Origin of the sequence: Pseudomonas viridiflava (genome assembly GCF_003702045.1) — a bacterium.
Classification (GTDB): domain Bacteria; phylum Pseudomonadota; class Gammaproteobacteria; order Pseudomonadales; family Pseudomonadaceae; genus Aquipseudomonas; species Aquipseudomonas viridiflava_C.
Genome location: NZ_RBTP01000069.1, coordinates 49,084 through 61,963, shown reverse-complemented (window position 1 = coordinate 61,963; position 12,880 = coordinate 49,084). Strand labels below are relative to the sequence as shown.

The 12,880-nt window shown below is 60.1% G+C and carries 10 protein-coding genes; 4 read left to right on the top strand and 6 right to left on the bottom strand.

Annotated features, from left to right (window positions below):
* Window positions 1-34 precede the first annotated feature (34 nt).
* Both ALP40_RS20960 and ALP40_RS20955 read right to left on the bottom strand, forming a co-directional pair.
* Window positions 35-1,819 carry a GspE/PulE family protein gene (locus ALP40_RS20960; RefSeq protein ID WP_122210095.1) on the bottom strand — a complete coding sequence of 595 codons (1,785 nt, stop codon included), beginning with the start codon at window positions 1,817-1,819 and terminating at the stop codon, window positions 35-37.
* 110 nt (window positions 1,820-1,929) lie between these two features.
* The gene (locus ALP40_RS20955; protein ID WP_122210094.1) at window positions 1,930-2,277 is read right to left on the bottom strand and encodes a hypothetical protein; all 348 of its coding nucleotides are present in this window, start codon (window positions 2,275-2,277) and stop codon (window positions 1,930-1,932) included.
* Window positions 2,278-2,404: 127 nt separating this feature from the next.
* On the opposite strand from ALP40_RS20955, the gene ALP40_RS20950 reads away from it, so the two are divergent.
* Window positions 2,405-2,872, top strand: coding sequence for an Lrp/AsnC family transcriptional regulator (locus tag ALP40_RS20950; protein ID WP_122210093.1), 468 nt, complete (start codon window positions 2,405-2,407; stop codon window positions 2,870-2,872).
* 145 nt (window positions 2,873-3,017) lie between these two features.
* On the opposite strand, the gene ALP40_RS20945 is transcribed toward ALP40_RS20950, so the two are convergent.
* Entirely contained in the window at window positions 3,018-4,385 is a 1,368-nt protein-coding gene (locus ALP40_RS20945) for an inorganic triphosphatase (RefSeq protein WP_122210092.1), read from the bottom strand.
* 162 nt (window positions 4,386-4,547) lie between these two features.
* Here ALP40_RS20945 and argE point away from each other — a divergent pair, with 162 nt between their 5' ends.
* Complete coding sequence (argE, locus tag ALP40_RS20940; RefSeq protein WP_122210091.1) at window positions 4,548-5,696, top strand: acetylornithine deacetylase; 1,149 nt, start codon at window positions 4,548-4,550, stop codon at window positions 5,694-5,696.
* A gap of 122 nt (window positions 5,697-5,818) precedes the next feature.
* A complete protein-coding gene (argA, locus tag ALP40_RS20935) occupies window positions 5,819-7,117 on the top strand; it encodes an amino-acid N-acetyltransferase (RefSeq protein ID WP_122210090.1) in 1,299 nt (432 codons plus the stop codon).
* A gap of 175 nt (window positions 7,118-7,292) precedes the next feature.
* Here argA and gshA read toward each other — a convergent pair whose 3' ends face one another.
* The 3 genes from gshA to ALP40_RS20915 form a co-directional block, all read right to left on the bottom strand.
* Window positions 7,293-8,882 (bottom strand): glutamate--cysteine ligase, encoded by a 1,590-nt coding sequence (gene gshA / locus ALP40_RS20925; RefSeq protein ID WP_122210088.1) that lies wholly within the window; start codon window positions 8,880-8,882, stop codon window positions 7,293-7,295.
* A gap of 245 nt (window positions 8,883-9,127) precedes the next feature.
* Window positions 9,128-9,511 carry a PaaI family thioesterase gene (locus tag ALP40_RS20920; RefSeq protein ID WP_122210087.1) on the bottom strand — a complete coding sequence of 128 codons (384 nt, stop codon included), beginning with the start codon at window positions 9,509-9,511 and terminating at the stop codon, window positions 9,128-9,130.
* Window positions 9,511-11,832, bottom strand: a complete 2,322-nt coding sequence (locus ALP40_RS20915; RefSeq protein ID WP_122210086.1) for a Tex family protein — start codon at window positions 11,830-11,832, stop codon at window positions 9,511-9,513. Before ALP40_RS20915 ends, ALP40_RS20920 begins: the two co-directional genes overlap by 1 nt.
* 301 nt (window positions 11,833-12,133) lie before the next feature.
* Between ALP40_RS20915 and ompR the strand changes: the two genes are divergently transcribed.
* The gene (ompR, locus tag ALP40_RS20910; RefSeq protein ID WP_122210085.1) at window positions 12,134-12,874 is read left to right on the top strand and encodes a two-component system response regulator OmpR; all 741 of its coding nucleotides are present in this window, start codon (window positions 12,134-12,136) and stop codon (window positions 12,872-12,874) included.
* Window positions 12,875-12,880: the final 6 nt, after the last annotated feature.

Below are 12,880 nucleotides of genomic sequence, written 5' to 3'. Positions count from 1 at the left end.
GCCAGCCCGAATTTAAAGCGCTGGAACACTGCCTTCAGCGCTGTTCACTTTGCGGCGTCACGCGTAATACCTCTTCAAGCGTAGTCAATCCTGCAGAAACTTTTTGCGCGCCTGACAGGCGCAGGCTGCGTGTGCCTTCCTTGAACGCCTGCCGGCGCATGGCGGTGAGGTCCAGATCAGCGCTGATCAACGATTTCACTGCGTCCGACATGACCATGATCTCGTAGACACCTGCGCGGCCCCGGTAGCCGGTGTCACGGCATTCCACGCAGCCCACGGCCTGGTGCGCCCCGGCCGGAACCGGTGCCTGCCACGGGCGTGTCAGGGTCTGCCAGTCGCTTTCGTTCAGGTTGATCGGTGCTTTGCAGTGCGGACACAGCGTGCGCACCAGCCGTTGGGCCATGACACCCAGAATCGTCGCCTTGAGCAGGTAGTGCGGCACGCCCAGTTCCAGCATCCGGCTGATGGCGCTCGGCGCGTCGTTGGTGTGCAGTGTCGACAGCACCAAGTGACCGGTCAACGCCGCCTGAATCGCCATTTCGGCCGTTTCCAGGTCGCGGATCTCGCCGATCATGATGATGTCCGGGTCTTGTCGCATCAATGCCCGCACGCCGCTGGCAAAGGTCAGGTCGATGTTGTGCTGCACCTGCATCTGGTTGAACGCAGGCTCGACCATCTCGATCGGATCTTCAATCGTGCAGAGGTTGACCTCCGAAGTCGCCAGTTTCTTGAGTGTGGTGTACAGCGTTGTGGTCTTGCCGGACCCCGTCGGGCCTGTGACGAGAATGATGCCGTTTGGCTGGCGGGTCATTTCCCGCCAGCGGCGCAGGTCATCGCTGGAAAAGCCCAACTGATCGAAGTCCTTCAACAGCACTTCGGGGTCAAAGATCCGCATGACCATTTTTTCGCCGAATGCCGTCGGCAACGTCGACAGGCGCAGTTCCACTTCGCCACCTTCAGGTGTGGTGGTTTTTACCCGGCCGTCCTGGGGTTTGCGCTTTTCCGCAACGTTCATGCGGCCCAGGCTTTTCAGGCGGCTGACAATCGCCATGATTACTTGGGCAGGGAACTGATAAACGTTGTGCAACACGCCGTCGATCCGAAACCGCACCGTACCCTGTTCGCGCCGGGGTTCGATATGGATATCGCTGGCGCGCTGCTGAAACGCGTACTGGAACAGCCAATCGACAATGTTGACGATGTGCGCGTCGTTGGCGTCGGGCTCCTGATCGCTGGCGCCCAGCTTGAGCAACTGTTCGAAGTTGCCCATGTTGCTGACTTTCTGTTCGGTGGCGCTGGCACCGCTGACCGATTTCGCCAGCCTGAAGAACTCCACCGCGACCCGCTGAATGTCCGCCGGGTTGGCGACCACACGTTTGATCTGCAGCTTCAGCACGTGGGCAAGGTCGGCTTCCCACGCCCGCACATATGGCTGCGCGCTGGCGATGGTGACCGACTCACGGTCCACCGCCACGGCCAGAATCTTGTGGCGCTGGGCAAAGGCGTAGGACATGAGTGGTGTGACCGCTGCGACATTGATCTTCAGCGGGTCGATGCGCATGTAGGGCTGGCCGCAGGCGTTTGCCAGCCAAGCAGTCAATGTTTCGAGATCAAGCTTTTTACCGGGACGTTTCAGGTCATCGAATTGCTGGGCCGCGAGAAACTCAAGCGGGTGCAGCTGAATGTTCGCAGCACTGCGGCGCTGGGCAACGGCTGCTTCAGCGTCGTCCTGACTGAGCACGCCTTGGGCGACCAGATCACGCAGTACATCGTTCAGATCGAGCCAGCGATCCTGTGAAGAAGGGGCCAGGGATGCCATGCACGCTCCTTGAGGCAGTTCATCATCGGAAGATGAACAAGACTAGCTGCCAAGCGTGCCAGTGTTGGGCCGTCTATGCGACCGGGAATTTCCAAAAGGCTTTCCAGCGTTCAGCCAGCCGCCAGCGCAACGAACGTTTCTGCGGGCTGCAGCGATTCGCTGTGGGTCAATTCGACCGAGCACACATTGATCAAATTGCGCATTTTTTCACCAATGACTCCGGCCCGATGCCAGCTCAGGTCATCTACCTGCACATCAATGGCCAGCAGTTCGTTCTGGCGCGTGGCCTGGATATGGCAAGGCGTCAGGTACTGCATCGCAAACAGGTTCAGCACTTGGCACAACAGCGCAGGCTCCGCCTCAGCCAGGATCTGATAGCGCACACAGCAGGTATGGCTGGCAGACGACCAGTGGTCAGGACGATGGGCAGGGGTGAGGACGGTTTCGAGATTGGGCATGCCGGGTTCTCCTGTGCGAGTGAGAGAAATTCTTGCATGCAAAAAAAGAAATATCTGGTCGATGATGGATTGGATTAGGCTTGTTTCGACTTATTAATGCGCAGCTGACAGCTATGGAGAATTGTTTATGTCAATTGAGCTGGATGCGTACGATCGCAAGATTCTGGCCTTGCTGCAGGAGGATGCGTCACTGTCCAGCGCGCAGGTCGCTGAGCAGGTGGGGCTGTCGCAATCGCCTTGCTGGCGGCGTATTCAGCGTCTGAAGGATGAAGGCGTGATTCGTCGTCAGGTTTCGCTGCTGGATCGCAAAAAGATCGGGCTGAACACGCAGATCTTCGCCGAGGTGAAACTCAACGCCCACGGCCGCTCCAACTTCACTGAATTCACGGATTCGATCCGCGGCTTTCCTGAAGTGCTGGAGTGTTATGTGCTGATGGGGTCGGTCGACTTTCTGTTGCGCATCGTGACCTCCGACATCGAGGCGTACGAGCGGTTTTTCTTCGAGAAACTGTCGCTGGTGCCCGGGATTCAGGAGGTGAACTCGACCGTAGCGCTATCGGAAATCAAATCCACAACGAGTTTGCCGTTGCGTTGAGCACAATGCTGCGCGTCATCTCACGGTCGGACGCGGAACACGGTCGATGATCGTGCCATGCTCCGCGTTGGCATGCAGCCCGTGACGCTCTGCGTCACATCCGCAGTGGACGCAGAGCGTGGAGGCAATCAAGCCCGCGTCGCTGTTACAGACGCAGCAACGTCTTCCACGCACGACCCTGGAACACGGTCAGCGCCTGATGCACACGGGCGTCCAGCACTTCGTCGCTGATGTCCTGATGAGCCAGTTCTTCCAGTTTTCTCAGCTCGCCATACAGGCGATCCAGGTCCGGCAGGTCCAGCGCGCCGCGAGCCCAGTGCAGCCAGGACTGGATGCGCTCGATGCGTGGCAGTTGCTCGGCCAGGTCTTCGGGTTGTTGCTGATAACGACCCAGCTGCAGTGCAGTGGCTTCGTCGGCCAGCAAACGCGGCAGCCAGCTGGCCAGCAGTGCTGCGCCCTGACGATTGCCACGGTTGTTACGCTCGGCGGCCCAGCTGCGCTCCAGCAACCAGCGCGAAGTGTTCAGTGAGAACTCGCCCCAGCGGGTGTCCTGCAACTCTTCAAGGAACTGCTCGTGGGCGGCGGCGCGGATGTCGCCATCTTCCTGACCGGCCAGAACCAGCGGACGCCAGTCTTCGAGCAAGGCGTCCAGCGCAGTACGCAGTTGCGCGGTCGATGCGCGTGGTGCGGCTTGCCCCAGGCTGCTGGTCAGCGCACGCAGTTCGGCGAGCAATTCGACCCAGTCCTGCAGCAAACGCCAGTGGCCATTGAAGCGGTATTGCTCGGCCAGACGCTGGCTGCTGCTCAGCAGGTGCCAGGCCAGCGCCGAGTAGGCGTCGTCCAGTGGTGTTTCAGCCGTCAACTCGGGCGCTGCAAGGCTCAGCGAGTAGCTGCTGGCGTCAAGCAGGCGATAACCGCGCTCGGCCTTGCTGATGTCGCACGGCATCAATGGCAGGGTTGCGGCCAGTTCGGCAGCCAGCTCCAGCAGCGCGGCAGGCTCGCCTTCGCGCAGCTCAAGCTCCAGCTCGCAGATTTCTTCCTTTTGCTTGCCCGCCACCACTTGGCCCAGGTCCAGAGCGGCTTCGATCACCACCTTGGCCTTGCCACGGCCCCAGGCGATCTCGGCTTTTTCACGCACGAAATCGGTGGTGAACAGCGGCTTGATGGTTTTTTTGTCCAGCCCGGTCAACTGCTCGGGCCAGCAATCGCCCTCCAGCTTCTTGAGGTCCAGCTTGGCCTTGGGCAGGTCCCAGTTGTACTCGTTGCGCTCGGACAGGCCGGCAACGCTCTGACCTTTGGTCTTCAGGGTCTGGATGATCTGATCACCATCGCGACGAATGCGCAGGGCCACCTTGGCGTGGGCCAGTTCACGCTCTGGCGTATCGAAATACTGGTTCGACAGCTCGAGGCGCTCCCAGCCACTCTTGTTGCGCTTCTTGAGCAACGGGTGTTCACGCAGTGCAGCGAGGGTCTCGCGGCTGACGCGGAGTTTGATTTCTGTTTCTTTTTGCATGGCCGGGGGAATCCAAACGCTTAAGCTGATATCGGGAGCGCAGCCCGTGATTGAACGGCTGCTGAGGTCGGCAGTGTACAGGACATGGCCCGTAACGGTTTATTCCTGGGTCGTTATGACCCTATGATGGGGCGTGTTTCGACCCGAATACAGGAAGCGCCCATGCCCTTGCCGTCTATGAAAGACCAGTTTGCAGCCCTTATCGCTGCGCCGTCGGTGAGCTGCACCCAGCCTTCTCTGGACCAGTCCAATCGCCCTGTCATCGACCTGTTGGCCGGGTGGCTCGGCGATCTGGGTTTTGCCTGTGACATTCAACAAGTGTCGCCTGGCAAGTTCAACCTGTTGGCGACCTTCGGCACCGGTCCGGGCGGCTTGGTGCTGGCTGGTCACAGCGATACGGTGCCGTTCGACGAAGCCTTGTGGAAGACCGATCCGTTGAAACTGACGGAAGTGGACGGACGCTGGGTCGGGCTGGGCAGTTGTGACATGAAAGGTTTTTTTGCGCTGGTCATCGAAGCCGTGCGCGGCCTGTTGGATCAGCCGTTCAAGCAGCCGCTGCTGATCCTTGCCACCTGCGACGAAGAAAGCTCAATGGCCGGTGCGCGTGCGTTGGCCGATGCGGGACGTCCGCTGGGGCGTGCGGCGGTGATTGGCGAGCCGACAGGGCTTAAGCCGATCCGTATGCACAAGGGCGTGATGATGGAGCGCATCGATATTCTTGGGCGCAGCGGCCACTCTTCCGATCCAAGTCTGGGCCACAGCGCGCTGGAAGCCATGCATGATGCGATCAGCGAACTCAAGGGGCTGCGCAAGCAATGGCAGCTGGAGTACCGCAATCCCCAGTTCACAGTGCCCCAACCGACGCTGAACCTGGGCTGTATTCACGGCGGCGATAATCCCAACCGGATCTGCGGGCAGTGCTCGCTGGAGTTCGATCTGCGCCCACTGCCGGGCATGGACCCGGACGTGCTGCGCTCGGCGATCCGTCAAAAGCTGCAACCGCTGGCTGAGCTGCATCAGGTGAAGATTGACTACGCGCCGCTGTTTCCGGAATGCGCGCCCTTCGAGCAGGTCGCAGACGCGGAACTGGTGCGCGTAGCTGAACGACTGACCGGTCATACGGCGGCAGCGGTAGCATTTGGCACCGAAGCGCCTTATCTTCAGCGCCTTGGCTGCGAAACACTGGTCCTGGGCCCGGGCGACATCGCCTGCGCGCATCAGCCGGGGGAGTACCTCGAAATGTCACGCTTGCAACCTACAGTGCTTCTGTTACGTCAGTTGATCGAACATTATTGCCTGACCCCGCAGTGACGCGAGTCAGAAAACCTTGAAAGGAGAGTGAGCGTGTTGCCAAGCCTGTTCCGACGATAACCGCCCAGCCGTTGTGCGTGTTTTTTGCCCTTCGTCCATTTTTTCTACAGGCTCTCGTTGTCATGCCCGAATACGTTAACTGGCTTCGCCACGCGTCTCCCTATATCAATGCCCACCGCGATTGCACGTTCGTCGTCATGCTCCCCGGCGACGGCGTGGCGCACCCCAACTTTGGCAACATCGTCCACGACCTGGTGCTGCTGCACAGCCTGGGTGTGCGGCTGGTGCTGGTTCACGGTTCGCGCCCGCAAATTGAAAGCCGTCTGGCGCAGCGCGGCATCACCCCGCGCTTTCATCGCGACATGCGCATCACCGACACCGAAACTCTGGAATGCGTGATCGACGCCGTCGGCCAGCTGCGCATCGCTATCGAGGCGCGCTTGTCGATGGACATGGCCGCCTCGCCGATGCAGGGTTCGCGTCTGCGGGTCACCAGCGGCAACGTGGTCACCGCGCGGCCTATCGGTGTGCTGGAAGGCGTCGATTATCAACATACTGGCGAAGTGCGCCGCGTTGACCGCAAAGGCATCAACCGCTTGCTGGATGAGCGCCATATCGTACTGCTGTCGCCGCTGGGCTATTCGCCGACCGGCGAGATCTTCAACCTGGCCTGTGAAGACGTGGCCACACGCGCGGCCATCGACCTTGCGGCCGACAAGCTGCTGCTGTTCGGCGCGGAAACCGGATTGCTGGACGAGCAGGGCCGTCTGGTGCGCGAACTGCGCCCTCAGCAAGTGCCTGCGCACTTGCAGCGCCTAGGCAGCAATTATCAGGCGGAGCTGCTGGATGCGGCGGCCGAGGCTTGTCGTGGTGGTGTAGGCCGTAGTCATATCGTCAGCTACGCCGAAAACGGCTCGCTGCTGACCGAGCTTTTCACCCGCGACGGTGGCGGTACGCTGGTCGCTCAGGAGCAGTTCGAGCAGGTGCGTGAGGCGGCCATTGAAGACGTGGGCGGGTTGATGGACCTGATTACGCCGCTGGAAGAGCAGGGCATTCTGGTGCGGCGTTCACGCGAGGTACTGGAACGCGAGATTACCCAGTTCAGTGTGGTTGAGCGTGAAGGTTTGATCATCGCCTGCGCGGCGCTTTATCCGATTGTCGACTCCCAGGCGGGTGAACTGGCGTGTCTGGCGGTCAATCCGGAATACCGGCATGGCGGCCGTGGCGACGAGTTGCTGGAACGCATCGAAAACCGTGCCCGTGCGTTGGGGATCAACACCTTGTTCGTCCTCACCACCCGCACGGCACACTGGTTCCGCGAGCGTGGTTTCGAGCCTAGCAGTGTCGACCGCCTGCCCAGCGCCCGTGCGTCGTTATATAACTACCAGCGCAATTCGAAGATATTCGAGAAGGCGATTTGAGTCGCCGCTAAGACGAGGGATCGTGCCAACGCTCTGCGTTGGCATGCAGCCCGGGACGCTCTGCGTCCCAATCTGCGGCCGAACCGGGTTGCAGTAGGACGCGGAGCGTTCTGAGGGGCGTTCCCACGCGGAGCATGGGAACGATCAACGTGGAAGGCGTTTCGTATTCCACTCTTTAGTTACTGATCTTCAAAATGCTTGCCTGATACGACCCGACGAAGGTGTCGAAGTCCACCACTTCTTCGGTCGCTTCCAGCTCTGCCTGTTCGGCAATCGAGGTTCTGGCCAGCTCTTCGAAGTGCGCCTGTTCTTGCGTGGTCAGGGGGTGCGTGCGGAAATACTCCGCATGCAGCTGGCTCTGGCGCAACGAGAACGCGGTGAAGCCTTCGTTATGCGCTTTCATGCTTTCCAGGACCTGTGCAGAAGGCGTCAACGATGCATCGGCGACTTTCGCATGCTGTACGGCCATCGACTTCAGGTGCTCGTCAGTGCCTTGCGCCTCGTCGAGCAGTTGCGCGATTGGCGTGATTTTCTGCAACAGCTCGTTCGCCCAGTCCTTGAACTTGATCGGCGTGTCATTGCGCAGCAATTCCAGGTCAGGACGACGCCCCTCCTTGACCACGGTCAGGAAGTTCGAGCCTGCGTTCGAGCACTCGTGGTTCGCGAGTTGCGGGCTTTCTTCAAGGGCGCAATACAGCACGAACGCATCGATGAAGCGCGACTGCTCCAGGCTGATGCCGGTGGGCAGGAACGGGTTGATGTCCAGGCAGCGAACCTCGACGTACTGCACGCCACGGGACATCAGCGCCTGAATCGGACGTTCGCCCGAGTAGGTCACACGCTTGGGACGGATGTTGGAGTAGTACTCGTTTTCGATCTGCAACACGTTGGTGTTGAGCTGCACCCATTCACCGCTGGCATCGTGAGTGCCCGTCTCGACATAAGGCGGGTACGGTGTAGCGACGGCCTTGCGCAGGCTGTCGGTGTAGCTGACCAGATTGTTGTAGCACGGGGTCAGGTCGGCCTGAGCGTTGCTTTGATACCCCAGATCGCTCATGCGCAGGCTCGTTGCATAAGGCAAGTACAGCGTGTCGCCATCGAATTGTTCGAGCATGTGCGGTTGGCCGCGCAGGAAGCCTGCGTCCAGCGCAGGCGAGGCTCCGAAGAGGTACATCAGCAGCCAGCTGTAGCGGCGGAAGTTACGGATCAGGGCGATGTAGGCCTGTGACTGATAATCGCGCGCGTCACCGGCGAAATTTTCCGTCTGCATTAACAGCGGCCATGCGGCCTCTGGCAGCGAGAAGTTGTAATGAATGCCAGCGATGCACTGCATGGTCTTGCCATAGCGCAGGGCCAGACCCTTGCGGTACACATACTTGAGCTTGCCGATGTTCGAGGTGCCGTAATAGGCAATCGGTATATGTTCTTCGTCCGGCAGCGGGCAAGGCATGGACGGACTCCACAGGAGCTCACGGTCCAGCTTGCTGTAGGCGAAGCGATGGATCTTGTCGAGGCTGTCGAGTGTCTGCACCGGGTCTTTCAACGCCGGGGTGATGAACTCCAGCAGCGACTCGGAATAGTCGGTGGTGATCAGGCTGTTGGTCAACGCCGCGCCCAGATTTCTGGGATGAGGCGTCTGAGACAGCTCTCCCTTATCCGTTACACGCAGGCATTCGCGCTCGATACCGTGCAGGCACTGCTCCAGCAGAGAGAGGTTGTTGCGTTCGCCAAGCAAGGCCAGACGACGGTTTAAAAGTTCGCTCAAGGTGGAATCCTTCACGCATCGGTCGCCCCGATATGGGGGTGGACATGACGGTCTACAAGGGTGAAGAAAGGAACTGGCGTTGTCGCCTGGTAGGGGTCTTTTGACGCCTGTTCGCAATCACGGCTCTTCGTCGTACCACCAAATGGACTCGGCACCACGCTAATGGTGCCGAAATTAACCCAAATCGGTTGCCTACAGCTAGATTCCGTTCATAGCGATAACGTTCGTTCCATGTTCGTTGAAGTCTAGATCACCGCGAAAGTGCCCTGGGCCTTGGCGATCAGCTTGTCGCCCTGAACGACTTCAGCTTCGACGACCAGCGTGCGGCGACCGGCATGCAGAACCTTGGCAATGCACAGCACTTCGCCTTCGGACACACCGCGCACGTAGTTGATCTTGCATTCGATGGTCACGCTGCGCTGGTCGAAACCGTGGGAGCTGGAACACGCCAGCCCCATGCTGATGTCGACCAGGCTGAAGATCGCTCCGCCGTGCATCACATTGCCGCGGTTGCGCAGGTGCGCCTCCAGTGGCAATGCAACCTCGGCGAAGCCTTCGTCCAGACGCCGCAACTCACAGCCCAGCATCTTGAAAAAAGCACTGTGAGTCAGGTCCTCAGGAATCTCCATCAGCGCTTTTTCAACTGTTTGGCATTGGCGAACAGCGAGGCCATTGCGTTGTTGGCGGGCGCAGGGGCGGAGGTTTCCTTACGTGGCGCGCTGTTCTGCTGACGCGGCGAGGAACCTGGACGTGCGCCGCGGGCACCGTCGATTTTCTCGCCCGGCGTATCGCTCATGCGCATCGACAGACCGACACGTTTGCGCGGGATGTCGACTTCCATGACCTTCACTTTCACCACGTCACCGGCCTTGACCGCTTCACGCGGATCCTTGATGAATTTTTCCGACAGCGCGGAAATATGCACCAGACCGTCCTGATGCACGCCGATATCGACGAACGCACCGAAGTTGGTGACGTTGGTGACGACCCCTTCGAGGATCATGCCCAGTTGCAGGTCCTTGAGGTCTTCCACACCGTCCTGGAATTCAGCGGTCTTGAACTCGGGACGCGGGTCGCGACCTGGCTTTTCGAGCTCTTGAAGGATGTCGGTCACGGTTGGCAAACCGAAGGTTTCGTCGGTGAATTTCTTCGGGTCCAGACGCTTGAGAAAGCTGGCATCGCCGATCAGCGAGCGGATGTCACGATCGGTTTGCGCCGCGATGCGCTGCACCAATGGATAGGCTTCCGGGTGAACGGCCGAAGAGTCCAGCGGGTTGTCGCCATTCATGACGCGCAAGAAGCCTGCGGCCTGTTCGAACGTTTTCTCGCCCAGGCGCGCCACTTTCTTGAGCGCTGCACGGGTTTTAAATGCACCGTTCTCATCGCGGTGAGCCACGATGTTCTGCGCCAGCGTGGTGTTCAGGCCGGAAATGCGCGCCAGCAGGGCAACGGAGGCGGTGTTCACGTCCACGCCCACGGCGTTTACGCAGTCTTCGACCACAGCATCCAGGCCACGCGCCAGTTTCAACTGCGAAACGTCATGCTGGTACTGGCCGACGCCGATGGATTTCGGGTCGATCTTCACCAGTTCTGCCAGTGGATCCTGCAAGCGGCGGGCAATGGACACCGCGCCACGAATCGAGACGTCCAGGTCCGGGAATTCCTTGGCGGCCAGCTCCGACGCCGAATAAACGGATGCGCCCGCTTCGGAAACCATGACCTTGGTCATTTTCAGGCCTGGGTATTTTTTGATCAGGTCGGCGGCCAGCTTGTCGGTTTCGCGGCTGGCGGTGCCGTTGCCGATGGCGATCAGGTCCACAGAATGCTTGGCGCACAGGGCGGCCAGGACAGCGATGGTCTGGTCCCACTGGTTCTTGGGGACGTGCGGGTAAACAGTGGCGTAGTCCAGCAGTTTGCCGGTGGCGTCAACCACGGCAACCTTGCAGCCGGTCCGCAGGCCAGGGTCCAGGCCCAGTGTGGCGCGCTGACCGGCAGGCGCGGCCAGCAGCAGGTCGTGCAGGTTGTGGGCGAAGACGTTGATCGCTTCGGTCTCCGCGCCATCACGCAGTTCGCCCAGCAGGTCGGTTTCCAAGTGGCTGTAGAGCTTGACCTTCCACGTCCAGCGCACCACTTCGGCCAGCCACTTGTCCGCAGGGCGGCTCTGGTTCTGAATGCCGAAGCGCTCGCCGATCATCAGCTCGCACGGGTGCATCGTGCCCGGCAGTTCTTCGCCGACTTTCAAGGCCGAGCTGAGAAAACCTTCGTTGCGACCACGGAAGATGGCCAGCGCACGGTGTGACGGCATGCTCTTGAGCGGTTCGTCGTGTTCGAAGTAATCGCGGAACTTGGCGCCTTCCTCTTCCTTGCCTGGCACGAGGCGCGCGCTGATCACGGCCTCCTGCTTGAGGAAGCTGCGCAGTTTGTCGAGCAGGGAAGCGTCTTCGGCGAAGCGCTCCATGAGGATGTATTTGGCACCTTCCAGCGCTGCCTTCACATCGGCCACACCTTTGTCGGCATCGACGAAGCGAGCGGCTTCGGCTTCAGGCGTCAGGCCCGGGTCGTTGAACAGGCCGTCCGCCAGTTCGCCCAGACCGGCTTCGAGTGCAATCTGGCCCTTGGTGCGGCGCTTCTGTTTGTACGGCAGGTACAAGTCTTCGAGACGGGTCTTGGTATCGGCCAGTTTGATGTCACGGGCCAGCTCCGGGGTCAGCTTGCCTTGCTCTTCGATGCTGGCAAGGATGCTGACACGCCGATCGTCCAGCTCGCGCAGGTAGCGCAGGCGCTCTTCCAGATGACGCAGTTGCGTGTCATCGAGGCTGCCGGTCACTTCCTTGCGATAGCGGGAAATGAAGGGCACTGTCGAGCCTTCATCCAGTAGTGCTACGGCCGCTGCGACCTGTTGTGGGCGTACGCCGAGTTCTTCGGCGATGCGGCTGTTGATGCTGTCCATAAGACCACCTGGAGTTGTGAGCAAAAAACTGGGCTGTGTAAGGTCCGGCTTGCCAGATTCCGATTCGCGTGCGGTTTGTTTTCATGACCGGCGAACTCCCACAAGTCTGGCGTCGCCTGACCTTGAGGGCGGCGCATTATACCCAGCGAAGCCGGATTAGGGGATTGGCCGACGAGCGCGACCTTTTTGCCCTCCGCAGAACGGGCGTGAGTGTGGCGCACAGTAAAATCTGCTAACAATGCACAAGGTGCGCATCACCGCAGCTACGCCATAATGCGCCCCGAGATCAAAGGAGCATCCGATGAGCAGCACTGCACAAAATGCTGAAGGCGAAAAAATCCTGATCGTCGATGACGATCCGGGGCTGAGCAGCCTCCTGGAACGGTTCTTCACCAGCAAGGGCTACCGTGCCCGCGCCGTGGCGAACGTGGAGCAAATGGACCGACTGTTGTCCCGTGAGGTGTTCAACCTTGTGGTGCTGGACTTGATGCTGCCTGGGGAAGATGGCCTTTCCGCTTGCCGTCGTTTGCGCGCAGCGAACAATCAGGTGCCAATTGTCATGCTCACCGCCAAGGGCGATGAGTTGAGCCGTATCAAAGGGCTTGAACTGGGCGCCGACGATTATCTCGCCAAGCCGTTCAACCCGGACGAACTGATGGCCCGGGTCAAGGCTGTCCTGCGTCGTCAGGCTGCTCCGGTGCCTGGCGCGCCCGGCAGCGAAGACGAATCGGTCAGTTTCGGTGATTACGTGTTGTCGCTGGCGACCCGCGAGCTGAAACGCGGTGACGAAGTGCACATGCTGACGACCGGCGAGTTTGCGGTACTCAAGGCGCTGGTCATGCATGCCCGTGAACCGTTGACCCGCGACAAGCTGATGAACCTGGCCCGTGGCCGGGAATGGGATGCACTGGAGCGCTCCATCGACGTACAGATTTCGCGTCTGCGTCGCCTGATTGAGCCGGATCCTTCCAAACCGCGTTACATTCAGACCGTCTGGGGCGTAGGTTATGTATTCGTTCCCGATGGTGCCGGAAGTCGCTGACAGATC